General features: G+C 56.7%; 17 protein-coding genes and 1 tRNA gene. 11 read left to right on the forward strand and 7 right to left on the reverse strand.

Annotated elements, in window-relative coordinates; translation table 11 throughout:
* From CFI10_RS02590 to CFI10_RS02600, 3 genes are read left to right on the forward strand one after another with little or no spacing between them, the layout of a single operon-like run.
* Nucleotides 1-1,410 (forward strand): TolC family outer membrane protein, encoded by a 1,410-nt coding sequence (locus CFI10_RS02590; protein ID WP_206839016.1) that lies wholly within the window; start codon nt 1-3, stop codon nt 1,408-1,410.
* Between the two features lie 3 nt (nt 1,411-1,413).
* Nucleotides 1,414-2,544: a glycosyltransferase gene (locus CFI10_RS02595; RefSeq protein ID WP_206839019.1), complete on the forward strand. Its 1,131-nt coding sequence runs from the start codon at nt 1,414-1,416 to the stop codon at nt 2,542-2,544.
* Nucleotides 2,541-2,840 (forward strand): hypothetical protein, encoded by a 300-nt coding sequence (locus tag CFI10_RS02600; protein WP_206839027.1) that lies wholly within the window; start codon nt 2,541-2,543, stop codon nt 2,838-2,840. The genes CFI10_RS02595 and CFI10_RS02600 overlap by 4 nt, the downstream gene beginning before the upstream one ends.
* Nucleotides 2,841-2,978: 138 nt before the next feature.
* On the opposite strand, the gene putP is transcribed toward CFI10_RS02600, so the two are convergent.
* The 4 genes from putP to CFI10_RS02620 form a co-directional block, all read right to left on the reverse strand.
* The gene (gene putP, locus CFI10_RS02605) at nt 2,979-4,469 is read right to left on the reverse strand and encodes a sodium/proline symporter PutP (RefSeq protein WP_206839042.1); all 1,491 of its coding nucleotides are present in this window, start codon (nt 4,467-4,469) and stop codon (nt 2,979-2,981) included.
* 134 nt (nt 4,470-4,603) lie between these two features.
* A complete protein-coding gene (locus tag CFI10_RS02610) occupies nt 4,604-5,308 on the reverse strand; it encodes an aldehyde dehydrogenase family protein (protein WP_206839044.1) in 705 nt (234 codons plus the stop codon).
* Nucleotides 5,305-8,439 (reverse strand): bifunctional proline dehydrogenase/L-glutamate gamma-semialdehyde dehydrogenase PutA, encoded by a 3,135-nt coding sequence (gene putA, locus CFI10_RS02615; RefSeq protein ID WP_206839047.1) that lies wholly within the window; start codon nt 8,437-8,439, stop codon nt 5,305-5,307. The genes CFI10_RS02610 and putA overlap by 4 nt, the downstream gene beginning before the upstream one ends.
* 140 nt (nt 8,440-8,579) lie before the next feature.
* Complete coding sequence (locus CFI10_RS02620) at nt 8,580-9,425, reverse strand: AraC family transcriptional regulator (RefSeq protein ID WP_206839049.1); 846 nt, start codon at nt 9,423-9,425, stop codon at nt 8,580-8,582.
* Nucleotides 9,426-9,540: 115 nt separating this feature from the next.
* Here CFI10_RS02620 and hemE point away from each other — a divergent pair, with 115 nt between their 5' ends.
* Both hemE and can read left to right on the forward strand, forming a co-directional pair.
* On the forward strand, nt 9,541-10,605 hold the full coding sequence (gene hemE, locus CFI10_RS02625; RefSeq protein WP_091827669.1) for a uroporphyrinogen decarboxylase: 1,065 nt from the start codon (nt 9,541-9,543) through the stop codon (nt 10,603-10,605).
* Nucleotides 10,606-10,685: 80 nt separating this feature from the next.
* Entirely contained in the window at nt 10,686-11,348 is a 663-nt protein-coding gene (gene can / locus CFI10_RS02630) for a carbonate dehydratase (protein WP_206839051.1), read from the forward strand.
* Here the strand turns inward: can and CFI10_RS02635 are convergent.
* Nucleotides 11,341-12,369 carry a YeiH family protein gene (locus CFI10_RS02635; RefSeq protein ID WP_206839052.1) on the reverse strand — a complete coding sequence of 343 codons (1,029 nt, stop codon included), beginning with the start codon at nt 12,367-12,369 and terminating at the stop codon, nt 11,341-11,343. The genes can and CFI10_RS02635 overlap by 8 nt on opposite strands.
* Nucleotides 12,370-12,471: 102 nt before the next feature.
* Between CFI10_RS02635 and CFI10_RS02640 the strand changes: the two genes are divergently transcribed.
* Nucleotides 12,472-13,326, forward strand: coding sequence for a LysR substrate-binding domain-containing protein (locus tag CFI10_RS02640; RefSeq protein ID WP_206839060.1), 855 nt, complete (start codon nt 12,472-12,474; stop codon nt 13,324-13,326).
* Between the two features lie 40 nt (nt 13,327-13,366).
* On the opposite strand, the gene CFI10_RS02645 is transcribed toward CFI10_RS02640, so the two are convergent.
* Nucleotides 13,367-13,442, reverse strand: a tRNA-Phe gene (locus tag CFI10_RS02645).
* 332 nt (nt 13,443-13,774) lie between these two features.
* Between CFI10_RS02645 and carA the strand changes: the two genes are divergently transcribed.
* From carA to greA, 3 genes are read left to right on the forward strand one after another with little or no spacing between them, the layout of a single operon-like run.
* Nucleotides 13,775-14,914 carry a glutamine-hydrolyzing carbamoyl-phosphate synthase small subunit gene (gene carA / locus CFI10_RS02650; RefSeq protein ID WP_206841860.1) on the forward strand — a complete coding sequence of 380 codons (1,140 nt, stop codon included), beginning with the start codon at nt 13,775-13,777 and terminating at the stop codon, nt 14,912-14,914.
* A 50-nt stretch (nt 14,915-14,964) separates the two neighbouring features.
* Nucleotides 14,965-18,189: a carbamoyl-phosphate synthase large subunit gene (gene carB / locus CFI10_RS02655; protein WP_206839069.1), complete on the forward strand. Its 3,225-nt coding sequence runs from the start codon at nt 14,965-14,967 to the stop codon at nt 18,187-18,189.
* On the forward strand, nt 18,186-18,662 hold the full coding sequence (gene greA, locus CFI10_RS02660; protein ID WP_206839071.1) for a transcription elongation factor GreA: 477 nt from the start codon (nt 18,186-18,188) through the stop codon (nt 18,660-18,662). Before carB ends, greA begins: the two co-directional genes overlap by 4 nt.
* Before the next feature lie 52 nt (nt 18,663-18,714).
* On the opposite strand, the gene CFI10_RS02665 is transcribed toward greA, so the two are convergent.
* Nucleotides 18,715-19,017: a YhbY family RNA-binding protein gene (locus tag CFI10_RS02665; protein ID WP_091827663.1), complete on the reverse strand. Its 303-nt coding sequence runs from the start codon at nt 19,015-19,017 to the stop codon at nt 18,715-18,717.
* Nucleotides 19,018-19,330: 313 nt separating this feature from the next.
* Between CFI10_RS02665 and ftsH the strand changes: the two genes are divergently transcribed.
* Both ftsH and folP read left to right on the forward strand, forming a co-directional pair.
* Nucleotides 19,331-21,337: an ATP-dependent zinc metalloprotease FtsH gene (gene ftsH, locus CFI10_RS02670; protein WP_206839079.1), complete on the forward strand. Its 2,007-nt coding sequence runs from the start codon at nt 19,331-19,333 to the stop codon at nt 21,335-21,337.
* Between the two features lie 76 nt (nt 21,338-21,413).
* A complete protein-coding gene (gene folP / locus CFI10_RS02675; RefSeq protein WP_206839081.1) occupies nt 21,414-22,274 on the forward strand; it encodes a dihydropteroate synthase in 861 nt (286 codons plus the stop codon).

The raw sequence follows: 22,274 nt of genomic DNA on the forward strand, positions 1-22,274 counted from the left end.
ATGCGACAAATAGGCGGGCTGTTGGGACGCTGCTCACTGGTGCTGTTGATGGCTGCTCCGTTACCTTTCCTGCCTGCGGTGCAGGCGGAGGAACAGGCTGCTGCTGCAGATACCGAGGAGGCCACCAGTGGTGCGTCTGATCTGTTGCAACTATATCAGCAGGCGCAGAGCCAAGACCCACGCATACTGGCAGCCCAAGCGGCTGCACGGCGAGCGGGTCACCAGCAACGCGAAGCCTTGGGGCGCCTGTTGCCTCAAATGAATGCCGATGCGCGTCTGACGCGAACGAACTATGTGTCGGGTATGACAGATACCAATTACAGCGGTGAGCGCTACTCGGCCTCCATCACTCAGGTGTTGTATGACTCGCCCGTCTGGCAGAGCTTTCAGCGCTCCCGTGCCTTGAGCGAGCAGGCGGAAGCGCAAGGTGAAAACGATATTCAGGGTGCGACTGCTGACCTGGTGCAGCGTTACTTTGATGTCCTTGCGGCCCAGGACTCTCTGGAGTTGATACAGGCTGAAAAGCGTGTGGTTGAAAGGAACCTTGAGCGAATCAATTCATTATATGACCGTCAGTTGGCCTCAATAACTGAAAAGCTTGAAGTCGAGGCGCGGCTTGATCGCCTTAAATCCGATGAGATTGAGGCAGAAAACCGTATCTGGGTAGCACGTGAAGGGTTGGGCGAGGTCATTGGCCGCCCCGTATATGAGCAGCTTGAGCGTTTGGCTTCGCAACCCAATCTTGAAGCTTTTGACCTTAAAACACATGAGTACTGGCGCGATCAGGCCTTGGCAACGAACCCTCTTATGCAAGCTCGGTTGGCGGCTGTTGAAGCACAGCGTCGTGGCCAGAAAGAGGCGTTTGGGGGACATATGCCAAAGGTGTCTTTGCAGCTTTCAAGCCAGAAAAGCAACATTGGCTATGAAAATTCGCAGTCAGGTGAGACAGAGTCTAACGTGGCTGCGATAAGCGTACAGATCCCCCTGTTTTCTGGCGGCTCCACTCAGGCCCGAAGCAATGCGGCGTATGAGAGTATGGTTATTGCCCAGCAGGAGCTTGAGCAAGCTAGACGCCAGGTGTTGCGGGAAGTAAGAACGGCTTTCCTTAACACGGAGTCTTCTTTGGCAAAGGTGTCTGCTGCACGCCTCGCACTGAGTTCTGCAGTTAAAGCCAGAGAAGCGGCTGAGAAAAGCTTTACCTTTGGTATCAACAATGCAGTTGATGTGTTGGATCGTGCCCGTGAACAGTACAGTGCTCAGCGTGATCTACTCGAAGCACAATATAGTTTTTTGCTCAGTTACACCGTGCTGAAGCGTTGGAGTGGAACCCTGAATGAGGAAGATCTAGAGCGCGTGAATGCATTGTTGGAAGTGCGAAGCGTTGAATATGCGGCCAACACGGCAGGCTGATTGTTGAACGTTCTTCATCTCTACAAGTCCGCACCGCCGGAGGATATTGGCGGTGTTGGTGTTGTGATCCAAAACATATCGCGTTACTCCAGTGTGCAGGGGGTTAGGCATCGAGTTCTGGTTTGCACGAAGGCAAGTGAGCTACGTGTGGAGCAGTGGCCTTGCGGGGCAGAGGTCTATTTTTGCCCCCAAATGACCACCCTTGCCTCCATGCCTTTCAGCGTCAACTATCTTCGCCAATTCAAGCAATTGCTTGATTGGGCGAACATACTACATTTCCACCACCCATTCCCCCTTCAAGACCTGCTCTATTTGTCGGCAAGGCTTCGTCGCAGAATGCCACCTGCGGTAGTGACATACCACAGCGATGTGGTGCGCCAGCGATTCTTCAATCTTCTTTACACGCCTTTGGCTCGCAAGTTTTTGCGTTCGGTTGACACTGTGGTAGCAACCTCTCCCAACTATGTGCAAAGCAGCATGCTGTTGAAGACGCTCGACCGCCAGGTCGATGTGATTCCTCTGGGTGTGAACCCTCTTACTTACCCACCGGTTTATCCACAGGTTCAGGCGCGACTGAGGGAGCAGGTTGGAGAAGGCTTTTGCCTGTTCTTGGGGGCTCTTCGTTACTACAAGGGGCTCAGCTATCTGATAAATGCGGCACGAGAAACCGGGATACCGGTTGTCATTGCTGGTCGGGGTGAGATGGAGCCGCAACTACGGCATGAAGCTTCAGGAGCGTCTAATATTCACTTTATTACTGAGGTCAGTGAGGAAGAAAAGGTCGCTTTGCTATCATTAGCGCAAATATTCGTATTTCCCTCTCATGTTCGCTCTGAGGCTTTTGGTATCAGCTTGCTTGAGGCTCAAATGATGCGACTCCCACTTATCACTTGTGAGATTGAAACCGGTACCAGTTATGTCAATCAGGCCGATGTGACGGGCTTGATTGTACCACCAGCAGATAGTTTGGCGCTGGCGGAGGCGATGCGTCGCTTGCATGACGATCCGTCGCTTTGTAGGAAAATGGGTTTTGCTGGATATGCTCGTTTTCTGGGAATGTTCACTGCGCAAGAAATGGCATCACGTTATCTCCAGCTTTATCGAAACATGTGTGAAAGGCAGGAGAATCAATGACGCAGCTGGTTTTCTTTTGCCGCGCCTTGATCAAGCACAGTCAGGAGTATGACAAGAGGCAACACTTCTTTTACAGCCTTGTCCTTATGCTTGTAGCGGCTCTGGTGTTGCAAATATGGGGGGCGGCCCTTGTGGTTGTGTTGATCGGTTTGGCAAAGGAGTGCTGGGATCACTACTGGGGTAGCGGTTTCTGTTGGCTGGACATGTTGGCCAATACCATGGGTATTGCGGCAGGAAGTGTCATTGTTTGGTTATTTGAAGATGTTTTTGCGGGTGTAATTCACATTCTGTTGTAATACACTTCGGCTTCCAGCCACCGCCAGGTGGCTGGTTTTTCTCAACATCCACGCTCACGGGTGTTTACGGTCTACCCACTCCGGCAACCAGTTCCCCGGGTGCTGGAGTGGGTTTAGACTCTTTATCTCTAGCCCTTCCTACAGATTTTTCAGCATGCGCTGATGCTGGGCCTGGATCTCTTCGTCAGGCTGGCTGCTCAGCTTCGATACAACAAAGATCCCAACAGTGGCAAAAACAATGCCCGGTACAATTTCGTACATGTCGAACAGACCGCCGCTGAGCTGTTTCCAGACAACAACGGTTACGGCACCGATCACGATACCGGCCAGTGCGCCGTTACGGGTCATGTTCTTCCAGTACAAGCTGATCAGCAGTGCAGGGCCGAACGCCGCACCAAAGCCTGCCCAGGCATAGGAAACCAGCCCCAGTACGGTACTGTCTGGATCGAACGCCAGCATCATGGCAACAAACGACAGGCCGATTACCGCAAGACGGCCGACCATGACGATTTCTTTCTGTGATGCGTTCTTGCGCAGCAGTTGCTTGTAGAAGTCTTCAGCCAGTGCGGAGGAGGAAACCAGCAGCTGGGAATCTGCGGTACTCATGATCGCGGCCAGAATGGCGGCCAGCAGAATACCGGCGATGATCGGATGGAAGATGGCGTTCACCAGCAGCATGAAAATGGTCTCGCCGTCTTGCAGTACACCGCCGAGCTCGGCTTCAACATAGACCATGCCTGCCAGGCCGACCAGAATGGCCCCAGCCATCGACAGCCCCGTCCATCCCACGGCGATGCGACGCGCTGTGTTGATGTCCCTGTTGCTGCGACAGGCAGCGAAACGGGCAAGGATGTGGGGCTGACCAAAATAGCCCAGACCCCAGGCAGCCAGAGAGATGATCGCAATGAAGCCAAGGGCTTCTCCGTCGGTCCCGTTGAACAGGGTTAACAGCTCAGGATTGCGTGCCTCAACGGAACTCCACATGGCGCCAAAGCCACCGTCAGCCTGAATTACCGCGATGGGAACGATCATAAGGGCTGCAGCCATCAGCAAACCTTGAACCAAATCGGTCCAGGATACCGCCAGGAAGCCGCCGAACAGAGTGTAGGAGACGATACAGATGGTGCCTACGATCAGTGCCGTGCTGTATTCAAGCCCAAATACGGTCTCGAACAGTTTGCCGCCGGCGACCAGGCCGGAGCTGGTATAGAACAGGAAAAACAGCAGTACAAAAAAGGCGGATATAATCTGGATCAAGCGAGTGTTGTCACAGAAACGGTTGGCAAAGTACTCGGGCAACGTCAGGGCGTCACCCGCTTCGATGCTGTAGGTGCGCAGGCGTTGAGCTGTAAAGCGCCAGTTGGCCCAGGTACCCAACAGCAGGCCGCCGGCAAGCCAAAGTGATTCAAGTCCTGAGGTGAAGGCATAGCCGGGAAGCCCCAGCAGCAGCCAGCCACTCATGTCGGAAGCGCCGGCAGACAGTGCCGCCGGCCAAGGCCCGAGAGAGCGCCCACCGAGGAAGTAGTCGGATGAACTTGCCGTGCGACGATAGGCGTAAAGGCCTATGCCCAGCATCAGGATGAGATAAACGATAAAGGTGCCGTAAACGGCATAGCTGCTTTCAATCATGCAAAAAGCCTCTCTGCAATCCCCGGATGGGGGTTCTGTTATTTGCGCCACTCCCGTGCCGGTGGTTCAGAGAAGCCGGGAGTGGTCATTGAGCCCCACATTCGGTGCAGTACGCACCACATGGGGATTACACGTCACACGGCACTGCTGCCCAGCTCAAGCAGGGTTGCATTGCCGCCGACAGCGGTGGTGTTAATGGTACGGGTTTTTTCCGTGACCAGCCGTAACAGGAAATCAGGACTTACGAGCTGGGGGCAGTTGGTGGTATCGGTTTCGGCCACCAGTTGAATCAGTACACCATCTTGAGCAGCCAAGGTGCGGTTGAGTGCAATGATTTGCTCGGGCGTTCCGCTGCTGATCACCAGTCGCAGGTCTGGTGTTTGCAGCAGATCCTTGGAAGAGGTCGCTTCGCTGAGCACCAATGCGCCTTTGGGCACACCGGACTGGTGGCAGGCATCCACCAGGGCGCTTGACCACTCTGCCTGCTCGGGCCAGTGCAGGGCCACGGCGTTACCGCAGGCCAGTGCTGCCAGCAGTTGGCAAGTGATCAGGGAGTGTGTGCTATGTTCGTTACCCAAGACCAGCACCACACCGCGTCCGGTGAGGTACAGTTCATTGGATTCGCCGGTCGGTCCTGGCAGGGCGATAACAGGCTCCAAAGCCGCGGCATCCTGCAGTAATTGCTTAGCCAGGCGTACGGTGGCAGCCGCTTCGGCATGTGCCGGCAGCTGTTCCAGTATCGGTCCCAGCAGTTGGCAGCGGTCGGCAAAGCCACGGCGGTTCCATGCTTCCCAGATGGCGGTTGCCTGAATATCCAGTGTATCGGTGGTGTGCATCATTCTTCCTCCGCCTTGGGCGTGGCTGCCGTAGCCAGTTGAGTAAAGCGTAGCAGATAGTGCGGGCCACCGGCCTTTGGACCCGTACCGGACAGACCTTGCCCGCCGAACGGTTGTACGCCGACGGTGGCGCCGACCTGGTTGCGGTTGATGTAGGTATTGCCGACGCGTGCACGCGACTCGATATGTGCTGCAGTACCTTCGTTACGACTGTGAATGCCGAGCGTGAGACCATAGCCGCAGTGGTTGATTTGATCGATCAGCCTGTCCAGGTCACGGGCTTTATAGCGTACCAGGTGCATGATCGGACCGAATTGCTCGCGGCCCAGTCGTTCGATGGAGTCGATCTCAAAAGCAGTGGGCGGTACGAAGGTGCCCTGATCCGCGTCTGCGTGCAGCGGCGTCTGAGCCAGCAGTTTGGCATGGCTCTGCATCTGATCGATATAGCTCAGCAACCCCTGCTGCGCTTCGGCATCAATGACAGGACCGACATCGGTGCGGTGCAAGCAGGGATTGCCGGTTTTCAGCTCGGCCATGGCACCCTGCAGCAGGTCGATGATGCGATCGGCGATATCGCTCTGTACACAGAGTACGCGCAGAGCCGAACAGCGCTGACCTGCCGATACGAAAGCGGACTGCACGGCATCCTTCACCACCTGTTCGGGCAGTGACGTCGAGTCAATGATCATGGCATTTTGGCCGCCGGTCTCGGCAATCAGCGGGACCGGTTCGGCATTGCATCCGGCCAGAGCGCGATTGATCAGCCGAGCGGTTTCGGTGGAACCGGTAAAGGCGACACCGGCGATGCGAGGATCGCTTGTCAGGGGGGCGCCGACCGTGGCGCCATCGCCGGGCAGCAGTTGAATGGCGCTGCCGGGGATACCGGCTTCAAGCATCAGTTCGATGGCACGGCTTGCGATCAGACTGGTCTGTTCGGCGGGCTTGGCGATGACCGTGTTGCCGGCAGCCAGTGCAGCTGTAATCTGGCCGAGGAAAATGGCCAGCGGGAAGTTCCAGGGGCTGATACAGACAAACACACCCCGGCCGTTGCGGATCATTTGGCAGTGGCTGCCGTCGGCGAGGGTGCGCTCAAGAGGGGTGCTGAAGAGCTGGTCGGCCTGCAGGCTGTAATAGCGGCAGAAGTCCACCGCTTCACGCACTTCGTCAATCCCGTCCTGGATGGTTTTGCCCGCTTCCTGATGGCACAGGGCAACCAGCTCAGCCAGATGCTCTTCCAGCAAATCTCCCAGTCGCATCAATGCCTGTGTGCGGACCCCCACCGGGGTTTGTTGCCATGATTGAACGCCGTCCTGTGCGGCGGCAATCGCCTGTTCTACGCAGGTGCTGTCGGCAAAGTATACCTGGCCGGCGCTGATGCGGTGATCATAGGGTGCTTTTACCTGAATTTCGGTGCCGGTCGTCAGGCGCTGGCCATTGATGATCGGCCCTCCCTGCCACTGGTGGTTGAGCCAACGTTGAATGTCGGCACTGAACGGTTGCCATTCAGCGGCAATATCGATGTTCGGGCCGCGTGAGTTCAGGCGCTTGTCACCGTAGATGTGACGTGGCAGCGGGATGCGTGGGTTATGCAGCGGATCACGCTTGTTCAGGGTCTGCCAGGGGTGCTCTACCAGATCGCTGATAGGGCAGCGAGCATCAACCAGTCGGTGTACGAATGAACTGTTGGCGCCGTTTTCCAGCAGGCGACGCACCAGATAGGGCAGCAGGTCTTTGTGATTGCCAACCGGTGCGTAGATGCGTACCGCAACACCAGCCTGTTCCAGTACTCGGTCATACAGAGCATCACCCATGCCATGCAAGCGCTGGAATTCGAACTGATTGTGCTGCGCTTCGGTCATGATGGCCGCAACGGTGTGTGCATTGTGGCTGGCAAACTGTGGCCAGATCAGGCCTTTGACGTGGTTGCTGAGCAGAAAGCGCGCGCAGGCCAAATAGGATACGTCGGTGGCCTCCTTGCGGGTGTAGACCGGGTAACCGTCAAGACCTTTCTGCTGGCACAGCTTGATTTCAGAGTCCCAGTAGGCGCCCTTGACCAGGCGAAGCGGTATCAGGTCGCCTTGCTGTTTCGCCAGTGCGGCTAGCCAGACGAGCACCGGCAGCGCTCGCTTGGAGTAAGCCTGCACAACCAGTCCGAAGCCGCCCCAGCCCTGGCAGTCAGGATGTTGATACAGCTTCTGGAACAGTTCCAGCGACAGCTCAAGTCGGTCGGCCTCTTCGGCATCGATGGTGATCGCGACATCCAGTGCCCGTGCCTGACGAATCAGCTTGAGCACAGTCTCGAACAGTTGCTGCATAACCTGCTCTTCCTGGCCGGGCTCGTAGCGAGGGTGCAGGGCGGACAGTTTGATCGATACGCTGGGCTTGGGTCCCTTGGCTTTTTTGTCCTGATAGTTGCCGACAAAATTGATGGCGTTGCTGTAATCGTTCAGGTATTTGGCTGCATCGGCTCGGGTCAGTGCCGCTTCGCCGAGCATGTCGAAGGAATAGGTGTAGCCCTTTTGGCGAAAGTCGCTGCCGCGTTTCATGGCTTCATCGATATCGCGGCCGAGTACGAACTGATGCCCCATGATCTTCATCGCCTGTTGCATGACCTTGCGGATCAGAGGCTCGCCGAGGCGATTGACCAGACGGTTGATGACACCGGACGGTGTGCCGTCTTCGCGTTCGTCCAGCGTTACGACCTTGCCGGTCAGCAACAGACCCCAAGTGGAAGCGTTGACCAGTACGGAGTCCGAATGCTTAAGGTGGCTTTTCCAGTCGGCGACACTGAGCTTGTCGCGGATCAGGGCGTCGGCTGTCTCGGCGTCAGGTACCCGCATCAGTGCTTCAGCCAGACACATCAACAGGATTCCTTCGCGGGTGTCCAGACTGTATTCCAGCAACAGGGCATCGATCATATGGATGGCGCCATCATCGGCACGCACCTGCTCAATCAGGCGGGTGGCGGTGGCTTCGGTGCTGCTGATCTGATCGCGGGTCGGCTCGGCGAGTGGCATCAGCTCACGCAGCCATTGGCCCTCGTCGATGGCATAAAGCGGGGAGATCTGCGCCTGGAGCGTTTCCAATGGCTGCTCGATGTATCCCGGATGCAGGGCATCAATCGCTTTGAACATAGACTTTTCCTCAACTCTTCTCCGCTGATGGCGGGCTGCAACACGCAGGCCGTATCGTCAGTCGCGGCCGTTCAAGAGGGCAGGATTACCCACTCGAACTGCATTTAATAACAGGCTGTGCGGAGAGGTCTTGTCTGAATCTATGCTTGTTTTGCCAAATCCTCCGGCAGAGCCTGGCCGTGTTGGCGCCGATAATGCGCCGGTGAAATCTGGAAGCGCTGGCTGAATGCGCGAGTCAACGCGCTCTGGCTGCAAAACCCGAAACGCCCTGCAAGTTGTGCAATGGGTGCCGCGGAGTTTTCCAGGGCGCTGCGCACAGCTCGCAGCCTGTACTCGCTGACGTATTCCTGCGGTGTGCGACCTGTTTCAGTTTTGAAGCGGGCAAAAAACTGGCTGCTGCTGAGACAAAACAGGCCTGCCAATTCGGCTACGCTGATGCGCCTTTCAATATGCAGTTCAAGGTAATCATCCAGCAGCTCAAGGTTGAGTCGTCCCGCCATGCCGCGAGGCTGTGGCAGAGGAAGGTATTCCAGCTGACGCTGCAATGAGCACAGCAGTGTGTTGCTGCAGGCTTCAAGCAGCAGCGAGTCTTCGGGGCTGCTTTCTACCTCGCGGCTGAGGGTGCGCAAGAGCAACTGCAATTGCGGTGGGCAGTTGAAGTAGCGTGCACTGCGGAACAGCTGCTCGACACGCTCCTGCTGCTGACGGTCTTCACTGTATGCCGGCAGATTGACGACCAGAATGCGGTTGTCGCCCAGTCCGCTGAAAATATGCTCGGTCGAGCAGGGAACCAGGCAGCCATGGCCGATGCTGACTTCTCGGCTGTGGCCTACCAGCTCAAATTCCGTTTCGCCTTCAAGCCCAAAAACCAGTTGGTGGTAATGATGGTCGTGTTGGTCTGCCGAACTGGGCAGGCTGATCAGTTGTGTCGATCGGTTCATGTGAGTGCCGTCATTGCCGTGGTCAATGGAGTATGGGTTAACCATAGACCAGTTATTGTCCGGTGCAATTGGATGGATGTGATCAGGTCCATGCGCATTTGTGCCTTTTAACGGTTACAATAGGCCCCTTGAATTAACTGCGAACAGGATTGAGAGCGCGATGGCTGAACTGAAAAATGATCGCTTCCTGCGGGCGCTGCTGCGTGAGCCGGTCGATGTGACACCGGTCTGGATGATGCGACAGGCAGGGCGATATCTGCCGGAATACCGTGCCACCCGGGCGCAGGCCGGAGACTTTCTGAGTCTGTGCAAAAATCGTGAGCTGGCCTGTGAAGTGACACTGCAGCCGTTGGAGCGTTACGATCTGGATGCGGCCATCCTGTTTTCCGATATCCTCACTATCCCCGATGCCATGGGTCTGGGGCTCTACTTTGAGCAGGGTGAAGGCCCGCGTTTCAAGAAGATCATCCGAACCGAGAAGGATGTGGCCGAGCTGCCGATCCCCGATGCCGCCACCGATCTGGACTACGTCATGGCAGCCGTGAAAGAGATTCGTGGCGCTCTGTCCGGTCGTGTACCGCTGATCGGTTTTTCCGGCAGCCCCTGGACGCTGGCGACTTACATGGTTGAGGGCGGTTCCAGCAAGGATTTCCGCCATATCAAGCAGATGATGTATGCCACGCCCGAGGTGATGCATGCGCTGCTGGACAAGCTGGCGCAGTCGGTAACTACCTACTTGAATGAGCAGATCCGCAGTGGCGCTCAGGCGGTACAGATCTTCGATACCTGGGGTGGTGTGCTCAGCGGCCCCATGTATCAGGAATTTTCGCTCAAATACATGAAGCAGATCGTTGATGGCCTGATTCGTGAACACGAAGGCCGTCGTGTGCCGGTGATTCTATTCACCAAAAATGGCGGGCAGTGGCTTGAAGTGATGGCCGAAGCAGGTGCCGATGCTTTGGGCCTGGATTGGACCACCAATATCGATGATGCCCGTCGCCGCGTTGGTGACCGTATTGCGCTGCAGGGCAATATGGACCCAAGCGTGCTGTATGCGCCGGCTGATCGTATTCGCGCCGAGGTGGCGGATATTTTGCAGCGCTTTGGTTCTGGCAATGGTCATGTGTTCAACCTGGGGCACGGCATTCATCAGTTTGTTGATCCGGAAAGTGCCAAGGTGTTTGTGGATGCGGTGCACGAGTTGAGTGCCCAGTATCACCGCTAACCCACCTCCCTGTTGTGCGAGTCTGACAGGCAGCGGTGTGATACACCGTTGCCTGTGTTGTATCTGCGGATTGAAAAAACATGAAGAAACTGTCGACGCTTTTTACCAATAACCGCAACTGGTCTGATCGCATCCGGGAGCAGGACCCTCAGTTCTTTCCCACGCTGGCCAGTCAGCAAGCGCCCGAGTACCTCTGGATCGGCTGCTCCGACAGTCGTGTTCCGGCCAACGAGATCGTTGATCTGTTGCCCGGCGAGCTGTTTGTTCACCGTAATGTCTCCAATATCGTGGTGCATACCGACATGAATTGCCTGTCTGTGCTGCAGTACGCAGTGGAGGTACTGAAGGTGAAGCATGTAATGGTGGTGGGGCACTATGGTTGTGGTGGTGTGCGCGCCGCGATGGAGCAGCGGCCACATGGTCTGATTGACAACTGGCTGCGCAATATTCGCGATGTGTACTACAAGCACCGTGCGCTGGTCGGTGTCTGGAAGGATACGCCGCAGCAGATCGATCAGTTGTGCGAGCTGAACGTGATTGAGCAGGCCTATAACGTCTGTAACACTACTGTGGTGCAGGATGCATGGAATCGTGGTCAGGAGCTGAGTGTGCATGGCTGGATTTACAGCCTTAAGAACGGTCGCCTGACCGATCTTGAATTTTGCGCCGAGGGGTCTGAAAGTGCCCAGAGTGAGTTGCAGGGAGCACAGAACAGGATCGAAGCGGCCCGCGCCTTCAGCTGATCAACAGCGTCAGCAGGGCACCCCCTGTCAGCAGCAACACAAACAGCAGAGCGCCCAGCGCCAGTGGGCGCCAGCCGGCAGCCCGAATCGCACTGATCCGGGTTGCAAATCCCAGAGCGGTCATCGCCATCCCCAGCAGCAGCTGGTCCAGCTGGTGGAGCCATGTCAGTATGGCGGCTGGTATCAGCTCAAGACTGTTCACCAGCGGCAGCAGCATGAAAACCAGCGCAAACCAGGGGATGGTCAGGCTCGGTGTTTCGCTGTTCTCTGTCCGATGCTGAAACAGACGACTCAGAACCAGCAGAACCGGTACCAGCAGCATCACACGCATCAGCTTGGTAACCACAGCCGTGTGAGCGCCATCCGCAGGTAACGTAGCGGCTATGGCGGTAACCTGTGCGACCTCATGTGTAGTGGCCCCAACAAGGCGGCCAAAGTCCCGTGCCGAACCATCAAGCAGCGTCATTACCCAGGTTTGTGTAAACAGCCAGGGGTACAGCAGCATGGCCGCTGACCCAAACAATACAACCGTTGCAATGGCGACAGGTACGGCCTGGTTGCGCGCGCGCAGGGCTGGCGCCGTGGCCAGAACGGCAGCAGCACCACAAATGGCGCTGCCGGCGCCGATCAGCAGGGCTGTCGGTACGTCGAGTCGAAACCAGCGCACCCCGGCCCAGGCCGCCGTGAGCAGGATGGTCGTGACCACAATTGCATCAATCAGCAGAGCCCCCCAACCGGCAGTGCTGAGGTCATCCAGGCTGATGCGCAGTCCATAGAGGATAATGCCAGCTCGCAGCAGGTAGTGACGGGAAAATTGCAGGCCGCGTTCGGCCTGCTGGGTGAAATCCGAACGGCTGCAGTGGCCTGCTGCCATACCCAGTAACATGGCCAGTGTCAGTGGACCCAGCAGGGGGAATATTGGCAGCGGCATTTGGACCAGCGACAGGGCGGTCAATGTTAGAAAAAAGGCCAGTGCCAGGCCTGTAAATAGATAATGTCGACTGAGCAGAGTAACAAACATGGCAGCGAGACCTCTTGGCTGGGCTGGCTACCTTATAGAGCTGCAATGTATTAGTAAAAGGAGTAATTTATATAATATCTACCATAAAAATAGGTAAAAAAGATGATCTCTCTTCGCCAGCTGGAAATTTTCCTGGCCATTGCTGCCAAGGGATCAACTACGCAAGCTGCGGCGCAGGTGGCGCTGTCACAGTCAGCCATCAGTAATGCGCTGGCCGAGCTGGAGCAGCGCCTGGGTGTGCGGCTGTTTGACCGTGTCGGCAAGCGATTGGTACTGAATGAGGCGGGCCGACGACTGCAGCCAAGGGCACAGTTGCTGATGGCGCAGGCATGTGAGCTGGATGAGTTGTTTTCCAGTACTCAGGGGCGGCTGGCAGTCGGAGCCAGTACCACTATCGGCAACTACATGCTGCCGCAATTATTGGGGCGGGGTGGTGTTGAGCAACCCTGTCGTCGAGTTGAGGTCGCTAACACCGAAGTGATTGCAGGACGTGTGGCGCGTTGTGAGCTGGATATTGGGTTGGTGGAAGGACAGGCGCGGCATCCAGATCTGGAGCTGACCCATTGGCAGGATGATGAGATGGTTGTGGTGGCATCGGCCGCTGGCGGTTGGACTGAAGCCGCTGTGACGCTGGAGCAGATGCCCTGGATCATGCGAGAAAAAGGCTCGGGCACGCGCAGTGTGGTAGAGGGGGAGTTCCCTGAACTCACGGCAAGCAGTGTCAGGCTGGAGCTGGGGAGCTCCGAGGCGATTCATCACGCCGTACTGGCTGGTTTGGGTGTAAGCTGTCTATCGCTGCAGGTGGTGGGACGTTCGCTTCAAAGTGGCGAGCTGGTGAGGCTGGTTCCGCAGCGCAGTATCCGTCGGCCACTGTATATTCTGCGCCATCGGCAGCGGCCGGATACGGCAGCGACGGCTGCATTCATGCAGTTGATAGGTCGGCAGGCAGGGCTGTAAACGAAAAAGGCCTGCATTTGCATGCAGGCCTTTCGGAATTTGGTGCCCAGAGACGGAATCGAACCGCCGACACGGGGATTTTCAATCCCCTGCTCTACCGACTGAGCTATCTGGGCTAGAAGAGGCGCCTATTCAACCAGTCTGTAACTGACGCGTCAAGTATCTTGCTGATTTTTATTCACAAAAGTGTCGGCTCACGATTGGGGGGCAGGGCAGGTCTGCTCCTGTTCGTTGTGATTCGGACCCGCCACACAGGCCCTCTAAGGGGCTTTTCGCGTGGACTCCAGAGCGCTGATCGTCTAGAATACTGGCGTTTAACCTGCTACGAATGCAGGCGGAACACAGCCAGACATATGAAAGCGAGGTAAACATCGTGTTTTGCCTCGCTTTTTTGCACGTATCCTATCCAACTGTCCAGATTATGCAGCGCATGCGCGGGGAGGTTCAATTGACGCGACCAGCCATTCTAGCCCTTGAAGACGGCAGCATTTTCAGGGGAATAGCAATTGGCGCCGATGGTGAGTCCAGTGGTGAGGTGGTGTTTAACACCTCCATGACCGGATATCAGGAGATCCTGACCGATCCTTCCTACTGCCGCCAGATTGTGACCCTGACCTACCCACACATCGGAAACACCGGTGCCAACGCGGAAGATGCCGAATCCGATCGCACATGGGCCGCCGGCCTGGTGATCCGTGATCTGCCGCTGGTGGCGAGCAACTTCCGTTCGGAACAGTCGCTGGACCAGTACCTTAAGGCCAATAACATTGTCGGTATCGCCGATATCGATACCCGTCGCCTGACCCGCATTCTGCGTGAGAAGGGCTCGCAGAACGGCTGTGTCATGGCCGGTGAAAATCTGGACGAAAATAAGGCCCTGGAAGCCGCACGTGCGTTCCCGGGTCTGAAGGGCATGGATCTGGCAAAAGAGGTCAGCGTGACCGAGCGTTACGACTGGAGCTCCACTACATGGAAGCTGGGCGAAGGCCATCAGGATAAAACTGATGCCGAGCTGCCGTTCCATGTTGTGGCCTACGACTTCGGTGTGAAACTCAACATCCTGCGGATGCTGGTCGAGCGTGGCTGTCGCCTGACCGTTGTTCCGGCCCAGACTCCCGCTGCAGAGGTGCTGGCGCTGAATCCGGATGGCGTGTTCCTGTCCAACGGCCCCGGCGACCCTGAACCCTGCGATTACGCCATTACGGCGATCGGCGAGATTCTGAGCAGTGGCGTGCCGGTATTCGGTATCTGCCTGGGGCATCAGCTGCTGGCGCTGGCCTCCGGTGCCAAAACGCTGAAAATGAACCATGGTCACCACGGTGCCAACCACCCGGTGCAGGATCTGGACAGCGCCCGTGTGATGATCACCAGCCAGAACCACGGTTTTGCCGTAGACGAGGCCTCGCTGCCGGCCAATCTGCGTGCAACCCATAAATCCCTGTTCGACGGTACACTGCAGGGGATCGAGCGCACGGACGTGCCTGCGTTCAGCTTCCAGGGGCACCCTGAAGCCAGTCCCGGCCCGCATGATGTCGCGCCTCTGTTCGATCGTTTTATCGAGCAGATGCAAGCGCGCCAGCAGGCCTGAATCCGCCCTGACAAGTCAGTGACAGCAACAGAGACGACCGGTTAAGACAGATGCCAAAACGTACGGACATAAACAGTATTCTCATCCTTGGTGCGGGCCCGATCGTGATCGGACAGGCCTGCGAATTCGACTACTCCGGAGCCCAGGCGTGCAAGGCGCTGCGTGAAGAGGGTTACCGTGTCATTCTGGTGAACTCCAACCCGGCGACCATCATGACCGACCCGGCCATGGCGGATGCGACCTACATCGAGCCGATCAACTGGAAGACCGTTGCCAAGATCATCGAAAAAGAGCGCCCGGATGCACTGCTGCCGACCATGGGCGGCCAGACTGCACTGAACTGTGCGCTGGACCTGGACCGCGAAGGTGTGCTGGCCGAATTCGGCGTCGAGATGATCGGTGCGACCCAGGATGCCATCGACAAGGCGGAAGACCGTGAGCGTTTCGATAAGGCGATGAAGAACATCGGCCTTGAGTGCCCGCGCTCCGCCATCGCGCACAGCATGGAAGAAGCGTTGCAGGTGCTGGACTCCATCGGCTTCCCGGCCATCATCCGTCCCTCCTTTACCATGGGAGGCTCCGGTGGCGGTATCGCCTACAACCGCGAAGAGTACATCGAGATCTGTGAGCGCGGTCTGGATCTGTCGCCGACCAAAGAGCTGCTGATCGACGAATCCCTGATCGGCTGGAAAGAGTACGAGATGGAGGTTGTTCGCGACAAGAACGACAATTGCATCATCGTCTGCTCGATCGAGAACTTTGACGCCATGGGCGTGCATACCGGTGACTCCATTACCGTGGCCCCGGCTCAGACCCTGACCGACAAAGAGTACCAGATCATGCGTAACGCATCGATCGCGGTACTGCGTGAGATCGGTGTCGAAACCGGTGGCTCCAACGTGCAGTTCGGCGTGGACCCGGAAACTGGCCGTGTCGTTGTGATCGAGATGAACCCCCGTGTGTCGCGCTCTTCCGCCCTGGCATCCAAGGCCACCGGCTTCCCGATCGCCAAGATCGCGGCCAAGCTGGCGGTAGGTTACACCCTGGATGAGCTGCAGAATGATATTACCGGTGGCCGCACCCCGGCATCGTTCGAGCCGTCCATCGATTATGTTGTCACCAAGATTCCGCGTTTCACCTTTGAAAAGTTCCCGCAGGCCAACAGCCGTCTGACGACTCAGATGAAGTCCGTGGGCGAGGTGATGGCGATCGGCCGTACTCAGCAGGAGTCACTGCAGAAAGCCCTGCGCGGGCTTGAAGTCGGTGCTACCGGCTTCGATCCGATCGTGGATCTGAATGCCGAAGACGCGCGTGACGATATCGTGCGTGAACTGACCCAGCCGGGTGCTGAGCGTATCTGGTACATCGGTGACGCTTTCCGTCTCGGCATGAGCGTGGATGAAATCTACAAGCTGAGCGGCGTGGATCCCTGGTTCCTGGTACAGATCGAAGACATCATCAAGGATGAGCAGCGCGTGTCCGAAACCGCGCTGAGCGATCTGGACAAGGGTCAGATCTTCCGCCTCAAGCGCAAGGGCTTCTCCGATGCACGCCTGGCGCAACTGTTGGGTGTGAGTGAAAAGTCGTTCCGCAAGCAGCGTCAAAGCCTGGGTGTACGCCCGGTGTTCAAGCGCGTGGATACCTGTGCCGCCGAGTTTGCCACCGACACCGCCTACATGTACTCCACCTATGAGGAAGAGTGCGAAGCCAACCCGTCCGACCGTGAGAAGATCATGGTGATCGGTGGTGGCCCGAACCGTATCGGCCAGGGTATCGAGTTTGACTATTGCTGCGTACATGCAGCGCTGGCGGCGCGTGAAGACGGTTATGAGACCATTATGGTCAACTGTAACCCGGAAACCGTCTCCACCGACTATGATACCTCCGATCGCCTGTTCTTTGAGCCGATTACCCTCGAAGACGTGCTTGAAATCGTTCATGTCGAGAAGCCCAAGGGTGTGATCGTGCAGTACGGTGGTCAGACGCCGCTGAAACTGGCGGTAGCGCTGGAGCAGGCCGGTGTACCGATAATTGGTACCAGCCCGGAAGCGATCGACCGTGCCGAAGACCGTGAACAGTTCCAGCAGATGCTCAAGCGACTGGGTCTGAAACAGCCGGAAAACGCCACCGTGCGTAGCCTGGAAGAGGCGATCGTTGGCGCCGGCAAGATCGGTTACCCGCTGGTGGTGCGTCCCTCCTACGTGTTGGGTGGTCGTGCCATGGAAATCGTCTACAAGGAGGACGAGCTGCGTCGCTACATGACCACTGCGGTGCAGGTCTCCAACGATGCTCCGGTGTTGCTGGACCATTTCTTGAATGCCGCGGTTGAGGTCGATATCGATGCCGTCAGCGACGGCAAAACCGTCGTCATCGGTGCCATCATGCAGCATATCGAGCAGGCGGGTGTTCACTCTGGTGACTCGGCTTGTTCGCTGCCTCCGTACAGCCTGGCGGCCGATGTGCAGGACGAAATGCGTGAGATGGTCCGCAAGATGGCACTGGAACTGGGCGTGGTCGGTCTGATGAACGTGCAGTTGGCCTATCAGGATGGCGAAATTTACGTCATCGAGGTGAATCCGCGTGCTTCTCGTACCGTACCGTTTGTTTCCAAGTGCATCGGAGTATCGCTGGCCAAGATCGCGGCGCTGGTGATGACCGGCAGAACCCTGCAGGAACTGGGTTTCACCGAGGAGATCGTACCGAAGTTCTTCAACGTGAAAGAAGCTGTGTTCCCGTTCAACAAGTTCCCGGGCGTGGACCCGATCCTTGGCCCGGAGATGAAGTCGACCGGTGAAGTCATGGGTACCGGAGCCACCTTCGGCGAAGCGTTCATGAAAGCGCAGATTGGTGCCGGTGAGAAAATGCCATCAACCAGTGGCAAGGCGTTCATTTCCGTACGTGACGTGGACAAGACTGCAGTCGTGCCGGTAGCCAAGGATCTGGCGGCACTGGGCTTCTCCCTGGTGGCAACGGCGGGTACCGCTGCTCTTCTGGAAGAGGCGGGGCTGACCGTGGCGCGGGTGAATAAGGTGGCGGAAGGTCGTCCCAATATCGTGGATATGATCAAGAACGGCGAAGTCGTGTACGTGATCAATACGACCGAGGGGCGCAAGGCGATTGCCGATTCCGCTGAAATTCGCCGTTCGGCGCTGCAGCACAAGGTTCCCTATACCACAACACTGGCAGGGGCCGCAGCGACCGCTGAAGCGCTGAAGTATGGCGAAGAGAAAACCGTGCGTCGTCTGCAGGACGTGCACGCAGGAGTAGCAGAATGAAACGGGTTCCGATGACGGTTGCCGGTGAAAAAAAACTGCGTGAAGAGCTGGCCGACCTCAAGTCGGTCCAGCGTCCCGCGGTGATTGCGGCCATCGCTGAAGCGCGTGAACATGGCGACCTGAAAGAAAATGCCGAGTACCACGCCGCCCGCGAGCAGCAGGGCTTCATAGAAGGTCGCATCCGTGAGCTTGAGTACAAATTGTCTCAGGCTCAGGTGATTGATGTTACGGCCATTCCGCATACAGGTAAGGTGATTTTCGGCACCACCGTGGGGCTGATTAATATCGAAACCGAAGAGGAAGTGCGTTACCAGATTGTAGGTGACGACGAAGCCAGCATCAGGGATGGCAAGATTTCGGTCAACTCACCCATCGCGCGAGCGCTGGTGGGTAAAATGGAGGGGGATATTGCAGCTGTGCAGACCCCTTCCAGCATGATCGAGTATGAAATTGCAGCGGTAGAGCATATCTAGTCAGCTGAAATAAAAAAACCGCCGGGTGTCGGCGGTTTTTTTTGGCTGCGGTTCAGCGCAGTAAATTGGACAGTTTGGGGTTGGGGTCGCGTGAAGGTCGATACAGTAGGGCAATGTTGCCGATCTGCTGTACCAGTTCTGCTTCCACGATATCGCACAGTTCGCGCACCAGTTGGCGCTTGATGTCGCGATCTCCAACGGAGAACTTCACCTTGATAAGTTCGTGGTCTTCAAGGGCACGATCCACTTCAAGCTGAATGTTTTCGGACAGCCCCTTGCCGGCCACCATAACGATCGGGTTCAGGTTATGACCCAGGGTGCGGAAGTGCTTCTTTTGCTCAGGCGTCAAGCTCATACTAGAATATGGTGCCTCTTGATTCGGGGATGGATCCCGTTTGATCAGATAAAGAGGTATTTTACCTGAGTCATGCCGGCCTGAGTAGCGCTTCGGTCTCGCCTGACGGTGATGTTGCCGAGAGGGCGCTAAGGAACATTTTTCGATTTGGCGAATCGAAGGAAGTTAATAGGATTTCATGTTGCTGCCTGCTCGGAACAGGGTTTGCACGCGTAAAACGATAAACAGGTTGCAGGGCGGTACCGATTGGTTGAAAGTGGCAATCAGTATGGCCGACAGAATTGAGTGAACAGAGGGTGATCCATTGAACGATATGGCAAAAAATCTGGTGTTGTGGCTGGTGATAGCAGCAGTCCTGCTCACAGTCTTCAACAATTTCAGTGCCGAGAGTGATGCCGGAAAGCTGAGTTATTCAGACTTTGTTGCTGAGGTTCAGGCTGACCGTGTATCCAAGGTCACCATCGATGGCTATACCATCATTGGGCAACGCAGTAATGGGGAGCGTTTCGAGACCGTGCGGCCGGCTGTACAGGATCCCAAGCTTATCGATGACCTGCTGCAACATAATGTGGTGATCGAAGGCAAGCAGCCGGAGCGGCAGAGCATCTGGACCCAGTTGTTGGTCGCCTCTTTCCCGATCCTGGTGATTATTGCCGTATTCATGTTTTTCATGCGCCAGATGCAGGGCGGCGGTGGCGGCAAGGGTGGGCCCATGTCGTTCGGCAAGTCCAAGGCACGCATGATGAGCGAAGATCAGGTCAAGACCACGTTTGATGATGTGGCGGGTGTTGAGGAAGCTAAGGAAGAGGTGAAAGAGCTTGTCGATTACCTGCGTGATCCCGGCAAGTTCCAGCGCCTGGGGGGGCATATCCCGCGCGGTGTGCTGATGGCAGGGTCTCCTGGTACCGGTAAAACCCTGTTGGCCAAGGCAATCGCAGGTGAGGCGCGCGTACCTTTCTTCAGTATTTCCGGTTCTGACTTTGTGGAAATGTTTGTGGGTGTAGGTGCCTCGCGTGTGCGTGACATGTTCGAGCAGGCCAAAAAGCATGCCCCCTGCATCATATTCATCGATGAGATTGATGCCGTAGGTCGTCACCGTGGTGTTGGTATGGGTGGTGGCAACGATGAGCGCGAGCAGACGTTGAACCAGTTGCTGGTCGAGATGGACGGCTTTGAGGGTACCGAAGGCATTATCGTAATTGCAGCCACTAACCGCCCCGATGTGCTTGACCCTGCGTTGTTGCGCCCCGGCCGTTTTGACCGCCAGGTGCATGTAGGTCTGCCGGATATCCGCGGTCGTGAACAGATTTTGAAAGTACATATGCGCAAGGTGCCGCTGGGTGATGACGTTAAACCTGAATTGATTGCGCGCGGTACGCCCGGCTTCTCTGGTGCTGACTTGGCCAACCTGGTCAACGAGGCAGCGTTGTTTGCAGCGCGCAACAACCGTCGTACGGTCGGCATGGAGCAATTCGAGCAGGCTAAGGACAAAATCATGATGGGTGCTGAGCGCAAATCCATGGTGATGTCCTATAAGGAGCGCCTGAATACGGCCTATCATGAGGCAGGTCATGCCATTATTGGCCGTGTAATGCCGGAGCACGATCCTGTATACAAAGTGTCGATCATTCCGCGTGGACGTGCGCTGGGCGTCACCATGTTCCTGCCGGAAGAGGATCGTTACAGTCACAGCCGGCAGTGGATCATTTCCCAGATCTGTTCGCTGTATGGCGGTCGTCTGGCAGAGGAGATGACGCTGGGCAAGGAGGGTGTGACCACCGGTGCCTCCAACGATATTCAGAAAGCCACTTCTCTGGCACGTAACATGGTGACTCGCTGGGGTCTGAGTGAAAATCTTGGCCCGCTGCTGTACGGTGATGAAGATGATGATCCGTTTGGTCGTGGCATGGGGCAGGGTGCCAAACCGATGTCGGAAGAAACTCAGCGTCGCATCGATGCTGAAGTGAAGACGATCATCGATGAATGCTATGCCCGCGCGAAAAAGACGCTTGAAGATAATCGCGATATTCTGGATGCCATGGCTCAGGCATTGATGAAGTACGAAACCATCGGTGCAGTGCAGCTGGATCAGTTGATGGCGCGGCAGGAGGTAACTCCGCCGGATGGCTGGGTTGAGGCCCAGGAGCGAGCTGATCAGGCCGAGCGTGATATGGAAGAGCGCAAGACTCGTGAGCAGTCGCAGCTGGATGAGGCAAGCGACGAGGCGGATGTCGGCACAGGGGATGCAGGTGTCGATGATGACACGCAGGCTCCGAATCAGGATGATCAGGAAAGGCCGCGCCGCGAGGATGATCGCTGAAGTCGGGGCTCTGGTATTATATAAAGGCTGGCGTGCGCGCTGGCCTTTTTTGTTTCAGTTGCAGGATTTAACAGCTATGGCGGTTTTGAAATGTGCCGGTCGCACGCTGGATCTGGCGCGGGCGCAGGTGATGGGGATTCTTAACGTCACACCCGACTCATTTTCGGATGGTGGCAGCGTCTATGAAGCACAGCATCTCTCGGTTGAACGCGCGCTACAGAAAGCTGCGCAGATGGTAAATCAGGGCGCAACCCTGATCGATATCGGGGGTGAATCAACTCGTCCCGGCGCTGAACCGGTACCGGTTCAGGAAGAGCTGGAAAGAGTCGTACCGGTGGTGGAGAGGCTGTCACGCGAGTTGGATGTGGTGCTCTCAGTCGATACCAGTGCGCCTGAAGTGATGCAGGCTGCCGCAAGTGCCGGTGCGCATCTGCTCAATGATGTGCGTTCGTTCTCGCGACCGGGGGCTTTTGAGGTGGCAGTTGCGTCTGATCTGGCACTCTGCGTCATGCACATGCAGGGCAGCAGCCCGGCTACCATGCAGCTGAGGCCACATTATCGTGATGTGACGGAGGAAGTGGAGCATTTTTTACAGTTTCAGCTCCAGCGTTGTCGAGAGGCAGGCATCTCGGATGATCGGATAGTGCTGGACCCCGGATTTGGTTTTGGTAAGACACTTGAGCATAATCTTGAGCTGTTGAATCGGATGCAGCGACTGCAGGCGCTCGGTGCACCGCTTTTGGTGGGGACCTCCCGTAAATCGATGGTAGGGCAGGCACTTGGCAGGCCGGTGGATCAGCGTCTCTACGGCAGTCTGGCTACTGTCGCACTGGCGGTTGGCAAGGGGGCAAAAATTATCCGCGTTCATGATGTGGCGCCTACGGTAGATGTGGTGCGAATGACCGAAGCGGTTCTTAACGAAACGGCAGGAGTGTGA

The sequence above is a fragment of the Marinobacterium iners genome (genome assembly GCF_017310015.1).
GTDB classification, from domain to species: Bacteria; Pseudomonadota; Gammaproteobacteria; order Pseudomonadales; family Balneatricaceae; genus Marinobacterium; species Marinobacterium iners.

What these genes read in the sequence shown, in the direction of transcription:
- folP (WP_206839081.1), top strand. Translation starts at nt 21,414, where the DNA reads ATGGCGGTTTTGAAATGTGCCGGTCGCACGCTGGATCTGGCGCGGGCG.
- ftsH (WP_206839079.1), top strand. Translation starts at nt 19,331, where the DNA reads ATGGCAAAAAATCTGGTGTTGTGGCTGGTGATAGCAGCAGTCCTGCTC.
- CFI10_RS02610 (WP_206839044.1), bottom strand. Translation starts at nt 5,308, where the DNA reads ATGATGCACACCACCGATACACTGGATATTCAGGCAACCGCCATCTGG.
- putA (WP_206839047.1), bottom strand. Translation starts at nt 8,439, where the DNA reads ATGTTCAAAGCGATTGATGCCCTGCATCCGGGATACATCGAGCAGCCA.
- can (WP_206839051.1), top strand. Translation starts at nt 10,686, where the DNA reads ATGAAGAAACTGTCGACGCTTTTTACCAATAACCGCAACTGGTCTGAT.
- putP (WP_206839042.1), bottom strand. Translation starts at nt 4,469, where the DNA reads ATGATTGAAAGCAGCTATGCCGTTTACGGCACCTTTATCGTTTATCTC.
- CFI10_RS02620 (WP_206839049.1), bottom strand. Translation starts at nt 9,425, where the DNA reads ATGGTTAACCCATACTCCATTGACCACGGCAATGACGGCACTCACATG.
- hemE (WP_091827669.1), top strand. Translation starts at nt 9,541, where the DNA reads ATGGCTGAACTGAAAAATGATCGCTTCCTGCGGGCGCTGCTGCGTGAG.
- CFI10_RS02600 (WP_206839027.1), top strand. Translation starts at nt 2,541, where the DNA reads ATGACGCAGCTGGTTTTCTTTTGCCGCGCCTTGATCAAGCACAGTCAG.
- CFI10_RS02640 (WP_206839060.1), top strand. Translation starts at nt 12,472, where the DNA reads ATGATCTCTCTTCGCCAGCTGGAAATTTTCCTGGCCATTGCTGCCAAG.
- CFI10_RS02665 (WP_091827663.1), bottom strand. Translation starts at nt 19,017, where the DNA reads ATGAGCTTGACGCCTGAGCAAAAGAAGCACTTCCGCACCCTGGGTCAT.
- greA (WP_206839071.1), top strand. Translation starts at nt 18,186, where the DNA reads ATGAAACGGGTTCCGATGACGGTTGCCGGTGAAAAAAAACTGCGTGAA.
- carB (WP_206839069.1), top strand. Translation starts at nt 14,965, where the DNA reads ATGCCAAAACGTACGGACATAAACAGTATTCTCATCCTTGGTGCGGGC.
- CFI10_RS02590 (WP_206839016.1), top strand. Translation starts at nt 1, where the DNA reads ATGCGACAAATAGGCGGGCTGTTGGGACGCTGCTCACTGGTGCTGTTG.
- CFI10_RS02635 (WP_206839052.1), bottom strand. Translation starts at nt 12,369, where the DNA reads ATGTTTGTTACTCTGCTCAGTCGACATTATCTATTTACAGGCCTGGCA.